The organism is Erythrobacter sp. HI0063, assembly GCF_001635685.1.
Lineage (GTDB): Bacteria > Pseudomonadota > Alphaproteobacteria > Sphingomonadales > Sphingomonadaceae > Qipengyuania.
The window spans coordinates 1-24,199 of record NZ_LWFF01000306.1 but is presented as its reverse complement, the minus strand read 5'-3'; the positions used below and the strand labels follow the sequence as shown (position 1 = coordinate 24,199).

Genomic DNA, 24,199 nt, shown 5'->3' with positions numbered 1-24,199 from the left:
TGCGAGCGCCTGTTATCGTTCTGGGTGGCGCGTATCTCTTAAAGACGCAACGTGGCGATGGAATGCCTTGTGTGCAACGCACAATGCGCAAAAGGCGGGTTAAGCTATCCTTGGCGAGTGGATTTTCGCCGCGCGCCGCCCTAGGTGGAATGCCATGGACGAACCCCTGCGAGAAATGCCCCGCAAACGCCGTTTCGGTCGCCGTGCGCGCAGGGAAGACAGAGGCGAAACCGCGGGTGAGGCAGGCGAGGCGCGATCGCTCAAGCCGCTGCGCATCGTCTATGCCGCGGTTGCGAACTATCCCGGCTATCTGGCGCTGGCGGGCCTTGCTCTGGTAATCACGGCGGCGGCCACGCTGGCGATCCCTGCCGGGTTCAAGATGGTGATCGATCGCGGTTTCGCGGGCGGCGGGGATACGCAGGATATCGGGCGCTGGTTTCGCTATCTGCTGATGATCGTGGCGGTGCTCGCGGCGGGCACGGCGATGCGGTTCTATTTCGTCAGCTGGCTGGGCGAGCGGGTGGTCGCGGACATCCGCCTGCGGGTCCATCGCAACCTGCTGCGCCTCGCGCCCGCCTTTTACGAGGAGAACTCGCCCAAGGAAATCTCCAGCCGCATGACCAGCGATACCGCGCTGATCGAACAGGTTGTGGGCACCACCGTCTCCGTGGCGCTGCGCAATCTGCTGATGGCGATCGGCGGTACGATCTATCTGTTCTATCTCGTCCCCGGCCTGACCGTCGGGCTCGTCCTCATCATTCCCGCCATCGTGGTGCCGATCACCTATTTCGGACGCCGCCTTCGCAAAGTGAGCCGCACCAGTCAGGATCGGGTGGCCGATATCGGCGCGATGGTGACCGAAGTGCTGTCGGCTATGAAGATCGTACAGGGCTTCAACCAGGAAACGCGCGAGGCGGATCGCTTCCAGGCGGCGGTGGAGCGTACGTTCGGCGTGGCGCGGCGGCGCATCGCGATCCGCGCGGCGATGACCGCGATCGTGATCCTGTTCGTCTTCGGCGGGATCACCCTGCTGGTCTGGCGCGGGGCCACGGCGGTCAGCGAAGGGACGATAACCGGCGGCACCATCGCCGCCTTCGTCCTTACCGCCGGGCTGGTCGCGGGCGCGTTCGGCGCGCTGACCGAGGTATATGGCGATCTGCTGCGCGGTGCGGGCGCGGCGAGCCGGTTGGGCGAATTGCTGGAGGAGACGCCCGACATCGCGCCGCCCGCGCGCCCGCAACCGCTGCCCGTGCCCCCGCGCGGCAGCCTGTCCTTCCGCAACGTCACTTTCCGCTATCCGACCCGGCCCGATGTCGCCGCGCTCAAGGATTTCAGCCTCGAAGTCGAACCTGGCGAAACCGTCGCCATCGTCGGGCCATCCGGAGCGGGCAAATCGACCATCTTCCAGCTGGCCGAGCGATTCTACGATCCGCAGGCGGGCACGGTGCGGATCGACGGGATTGCGCTGACCAGCGCCGACCCCGCCGACATCCGCGACCGCATCGCCATGGTCCCGCAGGACGGGGTGCTGTTCAGCGCCGATGCGCGCGACAATCTGCGTTACGGAAACTGGGCGGCGAGCGACGATCAGATCTGGGACGCGGCGCGCGCGGCCAATGCGGCCGAATTCCTCGAACGATTGCCAAACGGCCTCGACACGTATCTGGGCGAAAACGGTACGCGCCTGTCGGGCGGCCAACAGCAACGGCTCGCCATCGCGCGTGCCTTGCTGCGCGATGCGCCGATCCTGCTCTTGGACGAGGCGACCAGCGCGCTCGATGCGGAAAGCGAACGATTGGTGCAGGACGCGCTGGAGCGCCTGATGAAAGAGCGCACCACGCTCGTCATCGCCCACCGCCTCGCCACCGTGCGCGCGGCGGACCGGATCGTGGTGATGGAAGACGGCGCAATCGTGGAGCAGGGCACGCATGCGCAGCTTTCTGCCGGCGAAGGGCTCTATGCCCGGCTCGCCTCGCTCCAGTTCGGGCTGGAGAGCGCCTGATCGGCGGCGGAACCGGCGGTTCAGGCCGCTTTCAGCCGCGCCATTCTATCAAGCTAGCTTACGTTCCGACGAACGGCGTTGACGGGTCGCACCGGGGGCGCTTCACCCGTCCGGGTGACCTTCGGGACATTTCGTCCGCATTCTTGGGAGTCGCCTATATGATCCGCCATATTCTTTCCGCCGGAGCCAGTGTCCTAGCACTGACCCTTACCGTGCCCGCCGCCGCGCAGGACGCGCATGAGATGGAGGGCGTTCATGAAGCCTTCCACGTTGAAGACGGCGAAGCCTCCAGCGCCGCCGTCGCGACGCCGACCATGAGCTTCGGCACCTGGGGCTTCGATCCGGAAACCCTGTCACCCTCGATCGATCCGGGTGACGACTTCTTCGCCTACGCCAATCAGAAATGGCTCGATGCCAACCCGCTGCCTCCGGAATACAGCCGCTTCGGCGCGTTCAACCTGCTGCGCGAGAAATCGACCAGCGACGTGAAGACTCTCGTCGATGAGCTGGTCTCGCGCGATGCTGCCAGCCTGTCTGCCGACGAGCGCAGAATTGTGGCCGCCTATAACGCCTATAACGACAATGCTGCGATCGATGCCGCCGGCCTTGCCCCGGCGCAGCCCTATCTCGACGCGATCCGCGGGACGGACGATCTGGCTGAATTGGTGACGCTGTGGTCCAAGCCCGGCTATTCCAGCCCGCTCGGCGGCTATGTCTCGGTCGATGCGAAGGAGCCGACGCGCTATTCGGTCTATCTCGGCTCGGGAGGGCTCGGCCTTCCCGACCGCGACTATTACCTCGACACCAGCGAGAAGGGCCAGGATATCCAGGCCAAATATCGCGACTATCTGACCTTCCTGTACGAACAGGCTGGATACCAAAACGCCGCTGCGATGGCGCAGCAGGTCTATGATTTCGAAGACCAGATCGCGCGCACCGTCACCTGGGACCGTGCCACGCGCCGCAATCGGGATCTAACCTACAACGCGCTGACGCCTGCCGAACTGCGCAGCATGGCAGGCGATTTTCCGATCGACGCGATGCTGACCACGTCGGGCTTCGCCGACACGGATCGCTTCATCGTCTCCGACTTGCCGCCGAGCGATGCGCGCGCGCAGGAACTCGGCCTCGACGAAGCGACGCTTGCCAAGATCGGCGGCGGCACGCCCGCGATGATGGCGCTCGTCCAGGCGACTCCGCTGGACGTGTTGCAGGCCTGGACGGTAAAGGGCTTCCTCAATTCGAACGCGGCGGTGCTGCCGAGCGCGCTCGATAACGCGCAGTTCGCCTTTTACGGCACCACATTGAACGGCACGCCCGAACAGCGCCCGCGCTGGAAGCGTTCGATCGACGAGACCGAAGGCCTGCTCGGCGAGCTGGTCGGCGCGTCCTATGTCGAGCGGTATTTCCCGGCCGAGAACAAGGCCGCGATGGTCGATCTGGTCGCGAATCTGCGCAAGGCGGTCGCCCAGAGCATCGACGATATCGAGTGGATGAGCCCGGCGACCAAAAAGGAAGCCATGGCCAAGCTCGATGCCTTCGATCCCAAGATCGGCTATCGTGACGAGCTGGAGACATACGACACGCTGGCGATCGATGCCGACGGCCCGCTCGCCAACCGCATGGCGGCGGCGCAGTGGCAGTATGACGATATGCTGTCCAAGCTCGGCGGGCCGATCGACCGCACCGAATGGGGCATGCTGCCGCAGACGGTGAACGCCTATTACAACCCGACCAAGAACGAGATCGTCTTCCCGGCGGGCATCCTGCAGCAGCCGTTCTTCGGCATCACGGCCGATCCGGCGGTGAATTACGGCGGGATCGGCGGCGTGATCGGGCACGAAATCGGCCATGGTTTCGACGATCAGGGTTCGAAGTCCGACGGCACGGGCATGCTGCGCAATTGGTGGACCGATGCCGATCGCGAAGCCTTCGATGCGCGCGGCAATGCGCTGGTCGAACAGTATAATTCGTTCTGCCCGCTCGACGATGGGGAAACCTGCGTGAACGGGCGCCTGACGCTGGGCGAGAATATCGGCGATCTCGGCGGCCTGGCGCTCGCCTATCGCGCCTACAAGCTGCATCTGAACGGCGAAGAGGACAAGGTGATCGACGGGCTGACCGGCGATCAGCGCTTCTTCCTCGCCTGGGCGCAGGTATGGCGTTCGCAGCAGCGCGAGGATGCGGCCCGCCAGCGCCTGCGCACCGATCCGCACAGCCCGGAGGAATTCCGCGTCAACGGCGTCGTGCGTAACATGGACGCGTGGTACGACGCCTTCAACGTGACTCCGGAAGACGAAATGTATCTGCCGCCCGAACAGCGCATCACGATCTTCTGATCGCGCTGGTCGCATAGAGCGTCCAAGGGGGCGGCAGGTCGCTTGACTTGCCGCCCCCTTTTGTCTTGGGGGCATTAATGTCCACCACCCTAACCGCTATCCTGCTCGGCATCCTCGAAGGTCTGACCGAGTTCCTGCCCGTATCATCGACCGGGCATCTGATTCTGGCGCAGGGGTTTTTCGGTTACGATCCGGCTCAGTGGCGGCAATTCAACATCGTGATCCAGCTTGGCGCGATCCTGGCGGTCGTGGTGAGCTATTGGTCGCTGTTCTGGTCGATGGGCACCGGCCTTCTTCGGGGAGAAGCGCAGTCGGTGCGTTTCGTGCGCAATATTCTCCTGGGATTTCTGCCCGCCGCGGTGATCGGTCTGCTCGCGAAAGATGCAATCGATGTGATGCTGGAAAGTCCGCTGGTGGTGGCAGGAGCGCTGATCGTGGGCGGGATTGCGATCCTGGTACTGGAAAAGATCATTCCCGCCCGCCCCGATCACGGGGTGGCAGCCCTCTCGTGGAAATCCTGCCTCACGATCGGCCTCGTCCAGTGTCTCGCGATGGTGCCCGGTACCAGCCGCTCGGCAGCGACCATTATGGGCGCTCTAGCCATGGGTGTGGGACGCAAGACGGCTGCAGAATTCAGCTTCTTCCTCGCCGTGCCGACCATGCTGGGCGCAGCTACGGTCAAGATCCTCGACGAACCGGCCCTTTTGGCAGGCGAGGCGGCTATCGGATGGAGTGAAATCGCGCTGGGCTTCCTCGCCGCCTTCCTGGTGGCGCTGGCAGTTATCCGCGCTTTCGTCGCATACGTGTCCAAGCACGGCTTCTCGCCCTTTGCATGGTATCGTATCGCGCTTGGGCTGGTTGCAGTGTGGTTTTTCGGGATCGCCTGAACCGGGGGCAAAAATGGCGGTGCGAGGAGTGGTCTTTTCGCCACAGTCCGGAAATGAAAGCGGCTTTGCCGCCAAAATCCTGCCGTAATCGGGAACCGATCCGTTCAGCGGCGCTTGAGCTACCCATAAGCAACTCGGATTACCTGTCATGGGTCTCATCATTCTGGTCGTCGTCGGTGCCGTTCTCGGCTGGCTCGGCTCCATCTTGTTGAGACGCGAAGATCGCGGCGCGATTCTTACGATGGCGGGTGCCGGCATCGTCGGCGCGCTCGTGGCAAGCGCCGTGCTCGGCAATGCCAACCTTCTCGCCGGGATCGGCGCCTACGATCTGTTGTGGGCCGTGATCGGCGCGGTCGTAGCGATCGGTATCGCGGATGTGGCGCGACAGCGCGTCGCCGGGTAGAAAATTATCCTTCGAAGCTTACCAAACGGAGCTCAGGCCGCTAGGCCGATGGCTCCATCAACAAGGGGAAGAGAAATGAAAAAGATTGCTATTGCATCCATCGCCGCGCTCGGTCTGAGCGTCGCCGCCTGCGACAGCCCGCAGGAAAACGCCATGGAAGATCAGGCCGAAACCATGGAAGACAATCGCGACGCGATGGTCAACGACATGGAAGCCTCGGGTGAGATCACCGATGAGCAGGCCGATGCCATGGACGACCAGACCGATGCCATGGAAGAGCAGATGGAAGAAACCGCCGACGATATGGACACCCCGTAAGTCCGGTTTTCCGAAATGACGAGAAAGGCTCCGGAGCGATCCGGAGCCTTTTTTGTTTTGCGTTTTTTGTTCTCCGCACGCCATCCGGCGCGCGATGTCCTCGCGCCTCACGGCGCTGCGGGCGGGCGGTCGCCCTTGCGGACCCTTCGGGTCCGAGCTCCGCGATCAAGCCGACAGATGTGGCCGGGATATTTCTATTCTTGCTGCGGAGTTCAGGCTCGGTCCGCGACTAGCGGACCGCAAGGCCACGCGGCCGCCCCGCAGGTGCCCGACCAAAGGGAGGATCAGCACCGAGGACGAACCGGCGGAGGCCGGTTCGCAAACTAGACAGCCTTCGCGCCGCTCCCTCGTCCGCCTCTCAGCGTGTATTCCAGCGTGCCCTGATGCAGCACGTCGTCCACGTCGATCACGGCGGTGTTGGCGTAAGTGAAGCCGGGATCGAGATTGCGGTACAACCGGTCGAAATCGCGCTCCACCGTCTGGTGGTAGAGATCCTCGAAGCTGTCGATCACGAAATAGGTCGGCTGCAGATCGTCGATCACATAGTCGGTGCGCATGACGCGATCGACGTTGAGCATGATGCGGTTGGGGCTCTCGGCCTCCACCGCGTAAATCACTTCGGTCGGCCCCGAGAGGATGCCCGCCCCATAGGCGCGGATATCGCCGGGCGCTTCCTGCAACAGGCCGAATTCGACCGTATACCAATACAGCGAGCCCAGTGCCTTCAACCGGTTGTGGCGCATCGCCTTCCAGCCGGCCTTGCCGTATTCCTGCATGTAATCGGCGAAGATCGGATCGGTGAGCATCGGGACATGGCCGAACACGTCATGGAAGACGTCGGGTTCCTGAATATAATCGAACGTCTCGCGCGTGCGGATGAAATTGCCCGCAGGGAAGCGCCGATTGGCCAGATGCCAGAAGAAGATGTGGTCGGGGATCAGCATCGGGACCGGCACCACGCTCCACCCCGTCAGCGTGTCCAGTTCCGCGCTCAGATCGCCGAAATCGGGCACGCCGCCCCGACCGAGGTCGAGCTTTTCAAGACCCTGCATGAACGCGCTCGCCGCGCGGCCCGGCAACACCTCCATCTGGCGCGCGAACAGATCGTTCCAGATCGCATCGTCGCCCGAATCGTATTCGGTCTGCTTGGGTTCCAGCCAGTCCTCACCCAGATGCTCGGGCCGCTTCAGCGGCGCGGTAAACACCCCTTCGGGCATTTCGGGAAGCGAGGTGAAATCCTGCGGGGGTTCAGCAAGTGTAGCCATGGCAATCGATGTAAGCGTTCGCACGGCGAATGCCAAATCCTGCGTCAGGCGATCTCGGCACTCGCCTGCGTGATCTGCCGCCCATCCTGGGCGAAGGCCGCCAGTTCAATGGCACCGCCTTGCGCGCGCATGACCAGATGCAGCGGCTCGCCAGCAATGGCTGGGCTGAGCCCACGAAAGCGGAAACTCGCCAATCGGTTCTCGCCGCATAGTTCGGCGGCAAGCTGCAACAGCAGGCTGGCGGTCAGCGGGCCGTGCACCACCAGGCCGCGATACCGCTCGACATCGCGCGCATAGGGCGCGTCGTAATGGATGCGGTGCGTGTTGAAGGTGAGCGCGGAATAGCGGAACAGCAGGCGCGGATCGGGCCGTATTGCGCGGTGCGCGTCCCAATCGCCCGGATCGAAGCTGTCGGAGCCAGATTCGGGCGGCGAAAGCGGCGCGTCGCCCGCCAGCGCTTCGAGGTAGACCAGCGTCTGTGTCTCGCTGACCGCCAGCAGGCCGTCCGCTGAAGTTTCATGCTCGACCTCCACGAATACCATCTGCCCGCGGCTGCCGGATTTATCGGTGATGGAGGCGATGCGGCTCACGCGCTCAACCGTTGCGCCAACCGCCAGCGGCGCATGGAAGCGGATCGCGCTGCCCGCCCACATCCGGCGCGCAAGCGGGATGGGGGGAAGGAAGCTCGCCGGGCTGTCGTCGCGCGCGGGGTGCCCATCCTCGCCCAATTGCGCCGTGCGCGCCTCGGGCGTGCAGAGGCAAAAATGGATCCCCTGCGGCATCGCCTCGTCCAAAGGTGCATCGCGATCGAAGGTGGCACACCAGCGCGCCGCGAGCGCTGTGTCGAGCCGGTCGGACGAACGCTGCTCGCGCCCGATCCAGTCGGAAAAATCCCTCACCGCTCAGCCGCGCATTACAACGCCGCGTATTCGCGCAGCATATGCTTGGCGATCTGCAATTGCAGGATCTGCGTCGTGCCTTCGTAGATGCGGTAGATGCGCGCATCGCGGAAGAAGCGTTCGGCATCGTATTCCGCTAGATAGCCCGCCCCGCCATAGATCTGCACCACCCGATCGACCACGCGGCCGCACATTTCGGATGCGAACACCTTGAAGGCGGCGGCCTGCTTGATCGTGCTTTCGCCCGCATCGGCGCGCGCGGTCACGTCCGCCATCATGCATTCTGCGGCGTAGATCTCCGTCTCGCTTTCGGCGAGCATCTGCTGGATCAGCTGGAAATTCGCGATCGGCTCGCCAAACGCCTTGCGTTCATTGGCGTAGCGAAGCGCGGAATCGAGCGCGCGGCGCGCATAGCCCGTGCTGGCCGCGCCCACCGAGATGCGCCCGTTGTCGAGGCTCATCATCGCGAAGCGGAAACCCTGGCCGGTCTCTCCGCCAAGCAGCGCATCGCCCGGAACATGCACGTCGTCGAGCATCACGTCGGCGATATGCGATCCGGCCTGGCCCATCTTCTTGTCCGGGCTGCCCACGGAAACGCCGGGCGTGTCCATGGGCACGATGAAGGCGCTGACATGTGCGTTCTTGGGCAACGCATCCTTTTCGGTACGCGCCATGATCAGCGCGACATCGGCGTGGGGCGCATTGGTGATGTAGCGTTTCGATCCGTTGAGGATCCAGCCATTCCCGTCGGGATCGGGCTTCGCCGTGGTCGCCATCGCTGCCGAATCGGATCCCGAGCCGGGCTCGGTCAGGCCGAAGCAGGCGATTTCCCCGCCCGCGATGCGCGGCCACCATTCGTTCTGCTGGGCCTCGGTCCCGCCATTCTTCAAGGCGGAATTGAACATCCCGATATTGATCGAGAAGATCGAGCGGAAGGCGGGCGCGGCATAGCTCATCGTCTTCACGATCTTGGCGTATTGCGTCATGTTCAGCCCGGCACCGCCGTGATCTTCGGGCACGGAGAGGCCGAACAGGCCCATGTCCTTCATTTCATCGAGAATATCGTCGGGCACGCGATCGTTCTCGATCACGTCCTTTTCCGCCGGGATCAGCCGTTCGCGCACATAGCGTTCGAGCTGTTCGTGAAACTGGGCGAAAGTGTCCGCATCCATGCCCGGATTGCGGGCGGGGGCGGGTTTGGTGGCCGGTGCGTTCATTCTTATTCTCCCGTATTCTGGCCCGTATTCGGTTCGTTTCCAGCGGTTGCGCCCACCGCATTTTCGCCCGCCGTGCCTTCGCTGGCCGTGCCTTCGCTGGCCGCGCTTTCGCTTGCCAGCTCCTCTTCGGCCAGCACGTCGGCGGGAATGCGGCGCTGCTCTATCATTTCCGCCGCTTCGTCGAGCGCGCGCGCTTCGCCCACCGTCACGCCGCCGGGGCCCGGATCGTTGTCCGACGGGCTGCAGGCGGAGACGAGGACCGTTCCGAGTGCAAGGAGGGCGAGCGCGCCGTGCATCGACTTACTCCTCGTTCATCGCATCCATCGCCGCAGCGGCGGTGGCGGCGGCATCGTCGCCTTCATCCTGCAGGGTCTGCTGACGCGCGGCCTCGGCGGCGGCGGCAGCTTCGGGATCGACGGTCTGAGTTGTGCTGGGGACCACGGGATCGGGCATGGAGGCTTGGGGGTCCTCGACCGGCATGGCATCGACGTTCTCGAGCGCTTCGTTGGCTTCGATCTCGACCGTTTCGGTATCGGTTTCATAAGCCGCATCGTCCGAATCGCTGCAGGCGGCAAGCGCGAGCGGGGCGGCGATGACGGTGGCGACCAGAGCGTATTTGCGGGCGGGCGTGCGGAACTTCATTTCTGTCTCCAAAAAATCGGGCATCGGGCGATGCGCCGCGATACCAGGGCTGTCTGGGGTTAAGCCCTCCCGGCGCAGCGGGGGCAAGGGGAAAATGGCCGAAAAGACCCGCTCGGCCCTTCGCGCGTGCGGCGATCTCTGGCAGGGCGGGGCCGATGGACGACCTTCTCGCCCCGGATCGCCCCAGCACGGATGCGCTGGACAGGAAGCTCGACGAAGCGCGCGCCGAACTGCGCCGCACCTTCGGATTCGACGATTTTCGCGGGAAACAGGCTGCGGTGGTCGAACGCGTGCTGGCGGGCCGATCGACGCTGGCGGTGATGCCCACGGGCGCGGGCAAGTCTTTGACCTATCAATTGCCCGCTACCATGCTGCGGGGCACCTGCGTGGTCGTCAGCCCGCTGATCGCGCTGATGCACGATCAATTGCGCAGCGCGCGCGCCAACGGGATCCGCGCCGCCACGCTCACCAGCGCCGATGCGGACTGGCGCGAGACGCAGGATGCGTTCCGCGCGGGCGATCTGGACCTGCTTTACGTCGCGCCCGAACGCGCCAGCCAGCCGCATTTTCGCGAACTGTTGAGCGCCGCGCCGCTGTGCCTGTTCGCGGTGGACGAGGCGCATTGCGTCAGCGAATGGGGCCACGATTTCCGCCCCGATTATCGCATGCTGCGCCCGATGATGGACGCCTTTCCGGACGTCCCGCGCCTGGCGCTGACCGCCACTGCCGACCGGCAGACTCGCGCGGACGTGATGGCGCAGCTGGGTATCCCGGAAGACGGGCTCGTCCTCGCCGGGTTCGACCGGCCCAATATCCGCTATGCGATCACGCCGCGCGACAATCCGGTGCGCCAGATCGCCGGTATCATGCAGGATCGCCCCGGCCCGGGCATCGTCTATGCGCCCACGCGTCGCAAGGTGGAGGACATCGCCGAAAAGCTCGCCAGCGCGACCGGACGCCCCGTCCTGCCCTATCACGCCGGGCTTCCGGCGGAGGAGCGCGCGGACAATCAGGCGCGCTTCGTCGCGAGCGAGGATATGGTGATCGTCGCCACGATCGCGTTCGGCATGGGGATCGACAAGCCCGACGTGCGCTTCGTCGCCCATGTCGGCGTGCCGAAATCGATCGAGGCCTATTATCAGGAAACCGGCCGCGCGGGGCGTGACGGCGATCCGGCGGGCGCGGTGATGCTGTGGGGCGCGAGCGATTTCGCGACCGCGCGCGCCCGGCTGGAAGAAGTGCCCGAGGATCGCCGCGTGGCCGAACGCCAGCGGTTGGACGCGCTGGCGGGCCTCGTCGAAACCGCGCAATGCCGCCGCGCGATCCTGCTGCGGCATTTCGGCGAGGACCCGCCCGAAAAATGCGGCAATTGCGACAATTGCCTCGACGCGCCCGGCGTCACCGATGCGACCGAACTGGCGCGCAAGCTCCTGTCCGCCGTCTATCGCACCGGACAGAGCTTCGGGATGGGGCATCTGACGAAAGTGCTCACCGGATCGCCCGACGATCGCATCCGCCAGCGCGGGCACGACAACCTTTCCGTGTTCGGGATCGTCTCCGGCGAGGAGGCGGTGCTCCTGAAGCCGGTTGCACGCGCCTTGCAGGCTCATGGCCACCTCGTTGCAAACGATCACGGCGGGCTGGCGCTGGGCACGGGCGCGCGCGAAATCCTCAAGGGAGAGCGCGAGGTCGCGATCGTGGTGCCGCCGAAGCGCCAACGCCGCTCGGGCCGGCGCGGCGGCGATGGCACGCCCAATCCGGTCGGCAATCCCTTGTTCGAAGCGCTGCGGGCCCTGCGCAAGGAACTGGCCGAGGAGGCGGGCGTGCCGCCCTATGTCATTTTCCACGATTCCACCTTGCGCGAAATGGCGCTGGCCCGGCCCGACACGCTTGCGCGGCTCGGCCAGATCGGCGGCGTGGGCGCCAAGAAGCTGGAAGCGTATGGAGAGCGTTTCCTGCGCTGCGTTCTCGCGAACTGATGCGAACTGATACGCCTGCCGAAATTATGGTGCCGGTAAGGGGGAGCGCGCTAGGATCGCGCTTATGAAAACGCGCTCTCTCCTCGTCGCTGCGCTCGCGGCCTCCACCCTCCCGCTCTCCGCCCAGCAAAGCGCGCCTTTTACCGTTGCCGAGACAGGGCGTGGCTATGCCTCGCTACAGGACGCGGTCGATGCGATCGGCGGGGGCGAGGGCACGGTCGTGTTCGCGCCCGGCACCTATAACGAATGTGCAGTCCAGCGCGCCGGCCGGATAACCTACCGCGCATCGCAGCCGGGCAAATCCGCGCTTTCGGGGGTCGCCTGCGAGGGCAAGGGCGCGCTCGTGCTCGGCGGCGACAGTGCGACGGTGATCGGCCTGGTCTTCTCCCACATCGCCGTGCCCGATCGCAACGGGGCAGGCATTCGCCTCGAAAGCGGAGAGCTGGCCGTCACGCAAAGCTGGTTCCGCGACAGCGAGCAGGGCATCCTCACCGCGCACGATCCGGACATCCGCCTGCGCATCGACAAATCGACCTTCACCCGCCTCGGCACCTGCGAGGGCGATGGGGGCTGCGCGCATTCGATCTATACCGGCGAGATCGGCGAGACTGCCGTCACGCGCAGCCGTTTCGAAGCGGGCACGGGCGGGCATTACGTGAAGAGCCGCGCGGCGCGCACGATCGTGGAGGATTCCAGCTTCGACGATGCGAATGGGCGCGGCACCAATTACATGATCGACCTGCCCAATGGCGGCAATGGCCGGATCGTGCGCAACTGGTTCGTCCAGGGGCGCGACAAGGAGAACTGGTCCGCCTTCATCGCGGTGGGCGCGGAAGAAGGGAATTACTTGTCCGACGGGCTGGTCATATCGGACAATGACGCGCGCCTCGTCCCCGACCTGAGGCGCAGCCCGGCCTTCATCGCCGACTGGACGGGCGACCGCCTGTCGATCGCGAACAACGAATTGGGAGCGGGCCTGAAGCCGTTCGAGCGGCGGTAGGCGCGAATTACGGCAGCAGATGCCCCGCCCGGTCGCGCTTGGTCGCGAGGTAGCGGGCGTTGTGCGGATTGTCGGGTAGGGCGTGGGGGACGCGTTCGGTGACCGTCACGCCCTCGGCTTCCAGCGCCGCGACCTTCGCAGGATTGTTGGTCATCAGGCGGATGCTCGGCACACGCAGCAGACCGAGGATGCGCGCGGCGGTCGGGAAATCGCGCGCTTCGTCGGGGAGGCCCAGGCGGGTGTTCGCGTCCACCGTGTCGTGGCCCTGATCCTGCAGGGCATAGGCCCGCAATTTGTTGACGAGGCCGATCCCGCGCCCTTCCTGCCGCATATAGAGCAATACCCCCCAGCCCCGGCCCTTCGCCTCGTCCGCCATCGCATGGAGCGCGGCGTCCAGTTGCGGGCCGCAATCGCATTTGAGGCTGCCGAGGACGTCGCCGGTCAGGCATTCCGAATGCAGGCGCACCAGCGGCGGCGTGTCGGATCGTCGCTGGCCGAGGATCAGCGCGACATGCTCCCGCGTATCGGCGGGGCTGCGAAAGGCGACGATCTCCGCATTCTCGAACGCTTCGACGGGCAGGCGCGCGCGCGAGGCGACGATGAGATTCGCGGGATCGGCATAGGCGCGCGCATCGGCCAGCGTCAGCGCGACCGGCGGCTCTGCCCCTTCGGGCGCGACCAGAAAGGCGGGAAGGATGCCTGCGATCCGCGCCAGGTCCAGCGCGGCGCGGGCCTGGTCCGCCCAATCGTCATGCGGCAGCGCCTTGAACGGCCCCTTCATCGGATGCGCCAGATCGAGCGCGGGATCCGCCACCGCCAGCGCGGCATCACGCGAGAACCGCTCGGCCCCGCGCAGCAGCACCGGCTCGCCGGGAATGGCCGCGTCGCGCTGATTGGCGAGTTTCAGAGTACCGGCGCGGCTGGCGGAAATCAGCAGCGTTTCGGACGCGATCGCATCGTCGTAACAGGTCTCGATCGGCTGCAGGACCGGCCCGCCGTCCAGATGGATCGGCCAGCCATGGCGCAGCGCATCGACGCCCTGCGCCGCGCGACGCGGAGAAGGGGCGGCCTCGCTCAGAGCGCGAATTCCGTGACGAGGGGCACGTGATCGCTCGGCTTTTCCCAATCGCGAGCGTTTTCGTGGACGTGATGGCCCACGCTCTGCGCGGCCAATTCGGGGCTCGCCCACATATGGTCGAGCCGGCGCCCGCGATCGTTCACCTTCCAGTCCTTCGAACGATAGCTCCACCAGCTGTAATAGCGTTCCGGCGCGGCGATATGCTGGCGCCCGATATCGGCCCAGCCATGTGCGTCCATGAAGCGTTGCAGCGTCTCGACCTCTACGGGCGTGTGGCTGACCACCTTCAGCAATTGCTTGTGGCTCCAGACGTCGCTTTCGAGCGGGGCGACGTTGAAATCGCCCACGATCAGCGTGGGGCGGTCGACCGTATCGGCCCAGCGCGTCATCCGCTCGAAGAAGTCGAGCTTCTGGCCGAATTTCACATTCTGCTCGCGATCGGGAATGTCTCCGCCCGCAGGCACGTAGACGTTTTCGACGATCATCCCCTGATGTGCGGGATCGGTCAATTCCACCCCGATATGGCGCGCTTCGCCATTGTCCTGCCAGTCATGCTTGGAAAAATCGCGGATCGGCACTTTCGCCACTGTGGCGACGCCGTGGTAGCCCTTCTGGCCGTGCACGGCGAAATGCTCGTAACCGAGGGCGCGGAACGCTTCGTAGGGGAACTGGTCCTCCTGGCACTTGATCTCCTGCAGGCAGAGCACGTCGGGTGCCTGCTCGGTCAGGAAACGTTCGACGATCGGTATGCGCAGGCGCACCGAGTTGATGTTCCAGGTCGCGACGGAGAGGTTCGGGGAGGCCATGGGGCGCGACTTAGGCATACGCCGCGCGGGGGGCAAGTTTCACCGTTTCGCCACACGCGAATGTCACCTAGGGCGAAGCCATACAGGTGTGAGGAGATTGAGGATGGCGTTTCGCCGCAAAACCGCGCTGGCCGCTTGCGTTTTCACGTTGGCTCTGGGGGCGTGCGCCACCACGCAAGGGTCGACGGCTCCCGTCGCGTCGGCCTCTCCGGTGGCTCCGGCGCAGACGGAGGCCAAGGCAAAGAACGTCATTCTCTTCATCGGTGACGGGATGGGGATTTCCACGATCACCGCCGCGCGCATCTACGCAGGGCAGAAGCTCGGCAAATCGGGCGAGGAGCATGTGCTCCCGTTCGAAAATTTCGAGAATGTCGCGCTGGTAAAGACTTACAACACCAACGCGCAGACCCCCGATAGCGCGGGCACCGCCACGGCGATGCATTCGGGCGTGAAGACCAAGATCGGCATGCTCGGCATGGGGCCGGAAGCCATCACCGGCGATTGCGCCAGCGGGCGGGGGCATGAACTGCCGCTGCTGGGCGAAGAAGTGAAGCGGCGGGGACTCGCACTCGGGATCGTCAGCACCGCGCGGATCACCCATGCGACGCCCGCTTCGGTCTATGCCCGCAGCGTCGATCGCAATTGGGAAGCCGATATCGGCATTCCCGAAGGCCAACGCGGCCAGATGTGCCGCGATATCGCGCTGCAATTGGTCGAGAGCGATTTCGATCTGGCGCTGGGCGGCGGGCGCGCAGCGTTCTTCGGCGCGGACGGAAGCGGCCAGCGCATGGCGGCAGATGGCGACCTGCCGCGCGACTGGGCGGCGCGCACCGGCGGCAGCTATGTGCGCACGGCGGACGAACTGGCCGCCGCGCCCGCGAACCGCCCCGTGCTCGGCCTCTTTTCGCCAAGCCACATGACCTACATGGTCGATCGCAAGCCGGATACGACCGAGCCGACCCTGACCGATCTGACCGCCACGGCGATCGCACGGCTCCGGTCCGATCCGCAGGGGTATTACCTGATGGTCGAAGGCGGGCGAATCGATCACGGCCACCATGCGGGCCAGGCGGGCTATGCGCTTGAAGAGGCGGTCGAATTCGCGCGTGCGATCCAATACGCGATCGACAACACCGATCCGGAAGAAACGCTGATCATGGTGACTGCCGATCACAGCCACGTCTTCACCATTGCGGGCTATCCCCGGCGCGGGAACGACATCCTCGGCCTCGTCCACCCGCCCGAAGGCGGCGGGGAGGATGGCGATACGGGCGATGGCCCCTCGCTGGCATCGGACGGCAAGCCCTACACCACGCTCGGCTACGCGAACGGTCCCGGTGCGGTGAAGGGCGAGCGTGGCGTTCCCGAAACGGGCGTGATGGCCCGCCAGCAGGCGCTCGTGCCGATGGGATCGGAAACCCATGGCGGCGAGGATGTCGCCCTCTACGCCCAGGGCCCCGGTGCCGAGCGCGCACGCGGCGTGATCGAACAGAACCGGATCTACGACATCATCCGCAAAGCGTTTGGCTGGGAATAATCCAACAAAAAACCCTCGTGCCGGGGGCATTGGCACGAGGGTTCCTTCTTGCGTTCGTCACGCTTGGACAGAACGGACATCTGTGAAGATCTGGGCAACAGGGGGGAACCCGTCTTCATCCGTCCTGTGAATTAAGTTTTAGGCCTGTCGGGCTTGCTGAAGGATGAACATTCGCCATCCGGTGGACGCACCGGAAGGCCGGTCCATCGCCCATCCGTTTACCGGGGCCGACGGGACGATTTGCGCGGGTCGGAAAAGGTGAATGCGCTGTCCGCCACCGACATGCCGTAGCGGTGATTGCTCAGCCGAACGGTGGTGCGGTTGTTCTGTGCATCGAGCGCAACCCAGTGCGTCAGCTTCAAGCCGCCGGGCGAGGCCGCGTCGCGCTGGAAGATCAGCGTGATGACGCCGAATTCAGGGCGTTTGGGATCGCGCACTTCGACGCTGACGACACCCGAATGGCTGGTCGGAACCAGTTTGCCGTACCGCTTCACGTCGCGACTGGGATCGAGCAGGGCGCCCAGCGGCGAACTGCTGATCGGCCAGCGTTCGACCTGTTTGACGTCGTAATCGACCAGATAGAGGCTCTTGCCGTTCGAGACGACGAGCATCGGCGCGCTCTTGCCGTAATCGAAGCGGATCTTGCCGGGCCGCTTCAGCGTCAGCTGGCCCGCCATGGTCTGGCCGGACCGGTCGGTCTGCGTGAAATTCGCCTTCATGGTCGATATGCCGCGCAGGGCGGCCACCGCCTTGTCGAGATCGCCGGCAGCCGCGACTGCGGGGGCCGGAGCGGCGATCATGGCGAGAGGAACCGCGGCGCCGACGGCAAGCGTCAGGGCGGCGGCAAGCTGTTTCGTTTTCGAATGCACTTGGGTCATGCTCCGTTGATAGGGTCGGAGCATTGAACCACCACTGAACTGGAGGCGTTCCCCCCGTTCATCGAAATACGCGCTTACTTGATCTTCGCTTCCTTGAACTCGACGTGCTTGCGCGCGACGGGATCGTATTTGCGGAAGGTCATCTTTTCCGTGATGTTGCGCGGGTTCTTCTTCGTCACGTAGTAGAAGCCCGTATCGGCGGTCGAGACGAGCTTGATCTTGACGGTGGCAGGCTTCGCCATGGCGTGTTCCTAAAACTTTCGATGGGGCCGTTCGGATTTTCCGACAGGCCAAAAACAAAGGGCGACGCCGCAACGCCGCCGGTCAGGCCGGGGCCATTGGGTGATTCCCAGGGAAAAGTCAAGCGGGCGGGTGCGAACCGGCGGTCCTGCTACCAATCCACCTTGCCCCGGTTTGCCTTGACCGCGCCGCGTTCCTTCTTGGCTTTCAGGCGTTTCACCTTGCCTACCCGGTTGACCCGGCTCTTGGCGCGGCGCTTGGGCGGCGTCAGCGCCTCGCGCAGCAGCATGGTCAGCCTCTCTCGCGCGGCTTCGCGGTTCTGGTCCTGCGTGCGGTATTCGTTGGCGGTGAGGACGATTTCGCCGTTCTTGGTCAGCTTGCTGCCCGCGATGTCCTTCAGCCGCTCGAAGGCGTCCGGCGGCAGGCCGATTCGGAACACGTCGACTCGCAATTGCACCGCCGTCGCCACCTTGTTGACGTTTTGCCCGCCGGGGCCGGAGGAGGCGATGAACTTCTCCTCGGCAATCTCCAGCGCGCGGTCGGCGATCTTGCCCATTACGATCCGCTGTCGGCAAATCCGAGCGCAGCGAAATCCGCCGGAAGCGGCGCGACTGCTTCGATCGGAGTCTTGCCTTCGCGCAAGACCGTCAGCCCGGCTGCGTGGAGCATGGTGCGCGGCGCCGCGCCCTTGGTCGCACCGTTCCCATAGACCGGATCGCCGAGCAGCGGCAGGCCCAGACCTGCCTCGCAGTGAATACGGATCTGGTGCGTGCGCCCGGTTTCCGGCCGGAATTCGATCAGAGCGCGCCCGTCCTGCACGGTGAGCACCCGCCAGAGCGTGACCGACGGCTTGCCCTTTTTCGCCGCGATCATCCGCCAGCCCTTTTCCGCGCTGCTGATCTTGGACAGCGACAGCTCGATCGTGCCCTCCTCGCCTTGCGGGATTCCGGCAAGCACGCCGAGATAGCGCTTCTGGACCAGCCTATCTTCGAAAGCGCGGGCGAAGCGCTTGTGCGCCTTGGGATTGCGCGCGAGCAGTAGGCAGCCGCTGGTGTCGGTATCGAGCCGGTGGACCGGCAGCGGCAGGCGCTGGAAGCCGAGCTTTAGCCCGTCGAGATGATCGTCGAGGCTTTTGCCGCCGCGCCGGGGGCGCTCGATCGGAAGCCCGGAGGGCTTGTCGATGACGAGCGCTTCGCCGTCTTCGTAGAGGATTCGTATCTGTGTCATTCGGTCAATTCCGCTCGCCATAATCCGCGCACCGCATTGCCGAGCCAGAACCCGCCTGCGAGGTCCGCCACTGTCAGTTCGGTTTCCTTCGCCCGGCTTTGTTCGATCAGCGAGCGCCGCAACACGCCGGGCAGCAGGCCGAGCGAGAGCGGCGGGGTCAGCAGGATGCCGTCCCGCTCCACGAAGAGGTTGGCGATAGAGCCTTCGGTCACTTGCCCATCGTCGCGCAGGAACAGCGCTTCGTCCGCGCCCATGTCGAGCGCGACGACGCGGGCGTCTTCGTAAAAGCCGCGATCGGATGTCTTGTGGCGCAGCCGCCAGTCGCCCGGATCGACGGGCAGGGGCAGCAGAATGCAGCGCGCCGGATGGTCCGGCTGATGCGGCACCGGGCCCGCCTCCAGCGCGATCGCTCCACCGCGCGCGATCCTGAGACGCACCTTGTGCGGCGCGTCGAGATCGAAGGTGAGCGCCTGGATCTGGTTTCTCGCCTCGTGCCGGTCGAAGGACAGGCCCAGTACGCGCGCGCTTTCCTTCGCGCGTTCGAGATGAAGTTCGAGCAGCGCAACGCCCCTGTCGGGGGTGAACAGCATGGTTTCGAGAAGGTCGAAATTCGGCGCGGTCAGCTCGGACGAAGAGGCGCGGGCGAATCCGCCTTTCAGCACCGCCTCGCGCCATTCGACCTGGCTGTCGCTATCCGCCACGATCGCGCCGCCCACACCCAGCACTGCCTTGCCGCGCCCGTTCTCGATCTCGGTCAGGCGCAGCGTCCGGATCGCGACGTTGAAGGCCGCGTTTCCGTCTGCATCGATCCGCCCGATCGCGCCGCAATAGGGTCCGCGCGCATCGCGCTCGACCGCGTCGATCAATTCCATCGCGCGGATTTTCGGCGCGCCGGTGATCGATCCGCAGGGGAAGAGCGCGCGCACGAGATCCATCGCCCCCTTTTCCGGGGCAAGCCGAGCGCGCACCGTGCTCACCATCTGGTGCACGGTGGGATAGGTTTCGATGGCGAAGGCCTTGTCCACGCGCACGCTGCCCGGCTCCGCCACCCGTGCGAGGTCGTTCCGCAACAGGTCGACGATCATCAGATTCTCGGCCTTGTCCTTTTCGGACTCCGCCAGCTCCTCGCGCATTGCGGCATCTTTGTCCGCGTCGGCCCCGCGCGGGCGCGTGCCCTTCATCGGCTTGGTCCGGGCCTCCGCGTCCTTCAGAGCAACGAAGAGCTCGGGCGAGAGGCTGAGCAGCCAGTGCGCGCCGTCGAATACCAGCCCGCCATACGCCGCTTGCGCCGCCGGGCGCAGCGCGGCGTAAAGCGCCAGGGGATCGCCGGTGAACCCGCCCGCCAAGGGGAAGGTGAGGTTGGCCTGATAGATATCGCCCGCCCGGATCGCGTCCTGCAGGTCGGCGAAGGCCTGTTCGTAGGCGCCCGGAGAAATCTGCGGGTCGAGCGGACCGATGCCGGCGCGGCCTGCATCGCCTTCGTCATCGGCGCGCTCGGCCAGAAAACCGGCGACCTCGCCCGCCGGGATACGGCGCGGATCGTCGAACAGGCCGAGCCAGACGAGCGGTCCGGCGCCTCCGCTGCGCGCGGCGGCAAGTGGCGCCAGGCGCGGTTCGAGCGCAAGGCCCGCTTCGTACGCGATATAGCCCGCCAGCGATTTTCCGGTAGCGATCCGCGCGGCATCCGCCTCCACCAACGCATTTTCGACCATGTCGGGTGTGCGCGCGACGAAGACCCGGTGGGGGCTTTCGTAAAGCAGCGCGTCTGCCACGGGATCGGCTTGCACGCCCCCTCTCGTCATGGAGTCGAGCAGGACCATGGGTGGGCGCGCAGTCATCGCGCTGTCCTTTAGCAAGGTGCGCTGTCCTGTCGAGACGCTTGACCCGCGCGCGGCGCGCGGCGAAACCTTCGTGTCATGGACGATATCTTCCTCGGACTGGGCGGCGATGGATCGCGCCAGGTGCTGCGCCTCGACCGCGCCAATCGCCACGGCCTGATCGCGGGTGCCACCGGCACGGGCAAGACCGTGACGTTGCAGGGCCTTGCCGAAAGCTTCTCGGCGCGCGGCGTGCCGGTGTTTCTCGCGGATGTGAAGGGCGATCTATCGGGCATCGCGATGGCGGGCAGTCCTTCGTTCAAGCACGCCGACAAGCTGGAGGCGCGCGCGGAGGAGCTGGGGATCGGCCCGCTCGCTTATCGCGACAATGCGGCGGTCTTCTGGGACCTGTTCGGGGAACAGGGTTTCCCGATCCGCACCACGGTCAGCGAGATGGGGCCGTTATTGCTCGCGCGCCTGCTCGATCTGAACGACACCCAGGAAGGCGTGTTGCAGATCGTCTTCCGCCATGCCGACGAACAGGGGCTGCTGCTGCTCGACCTCGGCGATCTCCAGGCGATGCTGGCGCATACGGCGGAAAACGCGAAGGATCTGTCGGCGCGCTACGGGAACGTCACAAAGGCCAGCGTCGGCGCGATCCAGCGCCAGCTCTTGAGTTTCGAGGCGCAGGGGGCGGATCAGTTCTTCGGCGAACCGGCGCTGGAGATCGCGGATTTCCTGTCGGTGGACGAACAGGGGCGCGGCACGATCAACGTGCTCTCCGCCGACAAATTGATGCGCAGCCCGAAGCTCTACGCCACTTTCCTGTTCTGGCTGCTCGCCGAGCTGTTCGAGGCGCTGCCGGAGGTGGGCGACCCGGAAAAGCCGGTGCTGGTGTTTTTCTTCGACGAGGCGCACCTCCTGTTTGACGACGCCCCGCCCGCGCTGGAGGATGCGATCGAACAGGTCGTGCGGCTGATCCGGTCGAAGGGGGTGGGCGTCTATTTCGTGACGCAGAACCCGATCGACATCCCCGAAAAGATCGCGGGCCAGCTCGGCAATCGCGTCCAGCACGCTTTGAGGGCTTTCACTCCGCGTGATAAGCGCGCGATCCGGGCGGCGGCGGAGACGTTCCGCATCAATCCCGATCTCGACGTGGAAAGCGCGATCACCGAATTGAAAGTGGGCGAGGCGCTGGTCTCGACACTCGACGCGGATGGCGCGCCCACCGTGGTCCAGCGCACGCTGATCGCGCCGCCCCATTCGAGGCTCGCGCCGGTCACGGCGAAGGAGCGCGCGATCGTCAATTCGGTGAGCCCGCTCGACGGAAAATATGACGAGGCGGTCGACCGCGAGAGCGCGGAGGAGGTGCTGGCGCAAAAGGCCGCCGATGCCGCCGCGACGGCGGCAGAGGTGGAAGAGAAGGGACGCAAGGAGGTCGCGAAGCGGGAGCGCAAGTCGACCTCGCTCTGGGGCAGGGCAGGCAAGGCCGCGGCGACTGCGGCGGCGGGCTCGCTCTCCTCGGTCGTGGTGGCGAGCGTGCTGGGCAAGAAATCCAGCGCCGACCCGATCCGCGCCGGCGCGACCGCCTTCGTGCGCAACATCATCGGCGGCTTGATGCGCTAGAGCGGACGGGCTTTCAAACCCGCCCGTTTACGCGACGACACGATTATCCCTGCGAGCGGCGCTGGCGCATGGTCTCGCGCATCGCGTCGCGCGCGGCCTTGCGTTCGGCGGCGGTCACATTCCCGTCGCCATCGGCATCCATCCGGGCGAAGCGCTGCTGCAAGGCGGCGTCGAACTCGGCGCGAGTCACGGCGCGGTTTCCGTCGGCATCGGCGCCGCGCATCATGCCGCGTGCCATCTTCCGGCCGCGCATGGCGGTCCTGCGCTCGGGACGCGCGCGGGTTTCGGCACTGGTCCGATCCGCGCGCTTCGCCCGCGCGGCGGTCCATTCGTCCTGCGAGAGGCCGCCGCTAGCATCGGTGTCGAGCGCGGCGAAGCGATCGGTCTTGCGCGTATCCTGCCGCGCGGCGCGGCGTTCCCGGCGCTGTTCCGCGCGCGCCTCGCGAGCGGTCTGGATTTCGGCGCGCGAGAGCTCGCCATCGCCGTTCGCATCCAGTTTCGCGAACCGATCGGCCTGGCGCGCCGCGCGGTCGGCTTGGTCGAGGACGCCATCGCCGTTCGCGTCCATGCGCGCGAACATCCGCGCCCCACGTTCCTGCATGGCGGCAAGCGTGATCGTGCGCTGGCCGCTCTCGACAGACCGCGCCTGAGGTTGAGGCTGCGCCTGAGTCTGGGCTTGGGCCAGTGCGACCCCGCCACCGGCCAGCGCCAGCGCGGAGAGAGACAGGGTGAGGATCGAATGCTTCATCGGACAAGCTCCTGCGATCGGCGCCCAATCGGCACCTGCAATGCGCAAAAGCTATGCCGCCTAAGCTTTCGCCATGGTGAAGGCGTTCAGCTTGTTGCCGTCGGGATCGCGGAAATAGCTGGCGTAGAACACCATCCCGTTCTCGTCCGCATCCCCGCGCGGGCCCGGGGCGCCTTCGTCACTGCCGCCGTTTTCGAGCGCGATTTGGTGCAGGCGATGGACCTGCGCCGTGTCCTTGGCTTCCAGCGCCACCATCATGCCATTGCCGACCGTCGCCGCTTCGCCATCGAAGGGTTTCGTCGCGGCAATCCCCGGCGCGCCGTCCATTTCGCCCCAGGCGATGAAGGTCGGAAACTCCATCATCCGCCCGACGCCCATTTCCTTGGCGATGGCGTCATAGAATGCCGCCGCGCGCTCCAGATCGTTGGTGCCGACAGTCACGTAACCCAGCATAGTGCTTCTCCCTCAAAGCGACTCGCGACCGCCTTTGAGAACATTGCAGGAACACACGCGCAGGGCAAGCCTGATCAGAGCGGCGCGGTTTCGGCCCCTAGCCAGGCGAGGTCATCCCCGTCCAGTTGCGGCGCCAGCAGCGCGCGGACCTTGGCGTGGTATCCGTCGACCCAATTCCGCTCCCGCTCCGTGAGCATGTCCGTGTCGATCAGTCGTCGGTCGAGCGGCACGAAAGTCAGCGTCTCGAAACCCAGCCAGTCGCCCTCGGCACCCTCGATCTCGACCGGGACGGTCAGGATCAGATTCTCGATGCGGATGCCGAATTCGCCCGGCTTGTAATAGCCCGGCTCGTTCGAAAGGATCATCCCTGCTGCAAGCGGGGTTCCGGTGCCTGGGAAGGCGCCGCCCGATTTCGAGATGCGCTGCGGCCCTTCGTGCACGGCGAGGAAGCTGCCGACGCCGTGTCCGGTGCCGTGGCCGTAATCGACGCCCGCCTGCCACAGGTGCATGCGCGCGAGCGTGTCGAGCTGGCCGCCATTCGTCCCCACCGGGAAACGCGCCAGTTCGAGCTCGATATAGCCCTTGAGGACGCGGGTGTTGCGGTCGATCATTTCCGGCGTCGGCTTGGCCGAACCGTCCGGCGTTCCGATCCAGACCGTGCGCGTGATGTCGGTCGTCCCGTCTCGATACTGGCCGCCGGAATCGCACAGGAAGATGCTGGCGGGCGGGATGGTGATGTTGCTTTCCTCATCCACTTTGTAATGCGGCAGCGCGGCGTGGCCCGCGGCGGCGCTGATCGTGTCGAAGCTCGTATCCTTGAGGAGCGCCGACCCGATCC

General features: G+C 65.5%; 24 protein-coding genes. 9 read left to right on the top strand and 15 right to left on the bottom strand.

The features are described 5' to 3' along the window. The first annotated feature begins 154 nt into the window (after positions 1-154). From A3736_RS10555 to A3736_RS10535, 5 genes are all read left to right on the top strand, one after another. The gene (locus A3736_RS10555; RefSeq protein ID WP_067682729.1) at positions 155-2,002 is read left to right on the top strand and encodes an ABC transporter transmembrane domain-containing protein; all 1,848 of its coding nucleotides are present in this window, start codon (positions 155-157) and stop codon (positions 2,000-2,002) included. Positions 2,003-2,160: 158 nt separating this feature from the next. Then, on the top strand, positions 2,161-4,341 hold the full coding sequence (locus A3736_RS10550; protein WP_067682727.1) for a M13 family metallopeptidase: 2,181 nt from the start codon (positions 2,161-2,163) through the stop codon (positions 4,339-4,341). Between the two features lie 77 nt (positions 4,342-4,418). Then, complete coding sequence (locus tag A3736_RS10545; RefSeq protein ID WP_067682724.1) at positions 4,419-5,228, top strand: undecaprenyl-diphosphate phosphatase; 810 nt, start codon at positions 4,419-4,421, stop codon at positions 5,226-5,228. Between the two features lie 148 nt (positions 5,229-5,376). Continuing rightward, positions 5,377-5,631 carry a GlsB/YeaQ/YmgE family stress response membrane protein gene (locus tag A3736_RS10540; protein ID WP_067682722.1) on the top strand — a complete coding sequence of 85 codons (255 nt, stop codon included), beginning with the start codon at positions 5,377-5,379 and terminating at the stop codon, positions 5,629-5,631. A 75-nt stretch (positions 5,632-5,706) separates the two neighbouring features. Continuing rightward, positions 5,707-5,949 (top strand): hypothetical protein, encoded by a 243-nt coding sequence (locus A3736_RS10535; RefSeq protein ID WP_067682720.1) that lies wholly within the window; start codon positions 5,707-5,709, stop codon positions 5,947-5,949. A 323-nt stretch (positions 5,950-6,272) separates the two neighbouring features. Here the strand turns inward: A3736_RS10535 and phhA are convergent, their stop codons facing one another. Genes phhA through A3736_RS10510 form a run of 5 tightly spaced genes read right to left on the bottom strand, consistent with a single transcriptional unit; the run spans position 6,273 to position 9,972 of the window. Beyond that, complete coding sequence (gene phhA, locus A3736_RS10530) at positions 6,273-7,214, bottom strand: phenylalanine 4-monooxygenase (protein WP_067682717.1); 942 nt, start codon at positions 7,212-7,214, stop codon at positions 6,273-6,275. A 44-nt stretch (positions 7,215-7,258) separates the two neighbouring features. Next, a complete protein-coding gene (locus tag A3736_RS10525) occupies positions 7,259-8,113 on the bottom strand; it encodes a MaoC family dehydratase N-terminal domain-containing protein (protein WP_067682714.1) in 855 nt (284 codons plus the stop codon). A 14-nt stretch (positions 8,114-8,127) separates the two neighbouring features. Beyond that, on the bottom strand, positions 8,128-9,330 hold the full coding sequence (locus A3736_RS10520) for an acyl-CoA dehydrogenase family protein (protein WP_067682712.1): 1,203 nt from the start codon (positions 9,328-9,330) through the stop codon (positions 8,128-8,130). A 2-nt stretch (positions 9,331-9,332) separates the two neighbouring features. After that, positions 9,333-9,626, bottom strand: a complete 294-nt coding sequence (locus A3736_RS17130; protein WP_067682708.1) for a hypothetical protein — start codon at positions 9,624-9,626, stop codon at positions 9,333-9,335. Positions 9,627-9,630: 4 nt separating this feature from the next. After that, positions 9,631-9,972 (bottom strand): hypothetical protein, encoded by a 342-nt coding sequence (locus tag A3736_RS10510; RefSeq protein WP_067682861.1) that lies wholly within the window; start codon positions 9,970-9,972, stop codon positions 9,631-9,633. 155 nt (positions 9,973-10,127) lie between these two features. Between A3736_RS10510 and recQ the strand changes: the two genes are divergently transcribed. Further along, a complete protein-coding gene (gene recQ / locus A3736_RS10505; RefSeq protein WP_082851440.1) occupies positions 10,128-11,951 on the top strand; it encodes a DNA helicase RecQ in 1,824 nt (607 codons plus the stop codon). A 64-nt stretch (positions 11,952-12,015) separates the two neighbouring features. After that, positions 12,016-12,951, top strand: a complete 936-nt coding sequence (locus A3736_RS10500) for a hypothetical protein (RefSeq protein ID WP_067682705.1) — start codon at positions 12,016-12,018, stop codon at positions 12,949-12,951. 7 nt (positions 12,952-12,958) lie between these two features. Here the strand turns inward: A3736_RS10500 and ribA are convergent, their stop codons facing one another. Further along, positions 12,959-14,077, bottom strand: coding sequence for a GTP cyclohydrolase II (gene ribA, locus A3736_RS10495; RefSeq protein ID WP_082851439.1), 1,119 nt, complete (start codon positions 14,075-14,077; stop codon positions 12,959-12,961). Continuing rightward, a complete protein-coding gene (gene xth, locus A3736_RS10490; protein WP_067682703.1) occupies positions 14,026-14,835 on the bottom strand; it encodes an exodeoxyribonuclease III in 810 nt (269 codons plus the stop codon). Before xth ends, ribA begins: the two co-directional genes overlap by 52 nt. 103 nt (positions 14,836-14,938) lie before the next feature. Between xth and A3736_RS10485 the strand changes: the two genes are divergently transcribed. Then, positions 14,939-16,372: an alkaline phosphatase gene (locus A3736_RS10485; RefSeq protein WP_067682700.1), complete on the top strand. Its 1,434-nt coding sequence runs from the start codon at positions 14,939-14,941 to the stop codon at positions 16,370-16,372. 218 nt (positions 16,373-16,590) lie between these two features. On the opposite strand, the gene A3736_RS10480 is transcribed toward A3736_RS10485, so the two are convergent. From A3736_RS10480 to pabB, 5 genes are all read right to left on the bottom strand, one after another. Beyond that, complete coding sequence (locus A3736_RS10480; protein WP_067682855.1) at positions 16,591-17,250, bottom strand: outer membrane lipoprotein carrier protein LolA; 660 nt, start codon at positions 17,248-17,250, stop codon at positions 16,591-16,593. A gap of 74 nt (positions 17,251-17,324) precedes the next feature. Further along, complete coding sequence (gene rpmG / locus A3736_RS10475; RefSeq protein WP_067682697.1) at positions 17,325-17,492, bottom strand: 50S ribosomal protein L33; 168 nt, start codon at positions 17,490-17,492, stop codon at positions 17,325-17,327. A 149-nt stretch (positions 17,493-17,641) separates the two neighbouring features. Beyond that, on the bottom strand, positions 17,642-18,046 hold the full coding sequence (gene arfB, locus A3736_RS10470) for an alternative ribosome rescue aminoacyl-tRNA hydrolase ArfB (RefSeq protein WP_067682694.1): 405 nt from the start codon (positions 18,044-18,046) through the stop codon (positions 17,642-17,644). Further along, entirely contained in the window at positions 18,046-18,717 is a 672-nt protein-coding gene (locus A3736_RS10465) for an RluA family pseudouridine synthase (RefSeq protein ID WP_067682691.1), read from the bottom strand. Before A3736_RS10465 ends, arfB begins: the two co-directional genes overlap by 1 nt. Continuing rightward, positions 18,714-20,555 carry an aminodeoxychorismate synthase component I gene (gene pabB, locus A3736_RS10460; RefSeq protein ID WP_067682853.1) on the bottom strand — a complete coding sequence of 614 codons (1,842 nt, stop codon included), beginning with the start codon at positions 20,553-20,555 and terminating at the stop codon, positions 18,714-18,716. The genes A3736_RS10465 and pabB overlap by 4 nt, the downstream gene beginning before the upstream one ends. Before the next feature lie 78 nt (positions 20,556-20,633). Between pabB and A3736_RS10455 the strand changes: the two genes are divergently transcribed. Further along, on the top strand, positions 20,634-22,160 hold the full coding sequence (locus A3736_RS10455) for a helicase HerA-like domain-containing protein (RefSeq protein WP_067682688.1): 1,527 nt from the start codon (positions 20,634-20,636) through the stop codon (positions 22,158-22,160). Between the two features lie 43 nt (positions 22,161-22,203). Here A3736_RS10455 and A3736_RS10450 read toward each other — a convergent pair whose 3' ends face one another. From A3736_RS10450 to A3736_RS10440, 3 genes are all read right to left on the bottom strand, one after another. After that, a complete protein-coding gene (locus A3736_RS10450; protein ID WP_067682685.1) occupies positions 22,204-22,908 on the bottom strand; it encodes a hypothetical protein in 705 nt (234 codons plus the stop codon). Positions 22,909-22,968: 60 nt separating this feature from the next. Further along, the gene (locus tag A3736_RS10445) at positions 22,969-23,361 is read right to left on the bottom strand and encodes a VOC family protein (protein WP_067682678.1); all 393 of its coding nucleotides are present in this window, start codon (positions 23,359-23,361) and stop codon (positions 22,969-22,971) included. 74 nt (positions 23,362-23,435) lie between these two features. Then, positions 23,436-24,199: M24 family metallopeptidase (locus A3736_RS10440; RefSeq protein ID WP_156502083.1), on the bottom strand; the 764-nt coding region annotated here is incomplete at its 5' end.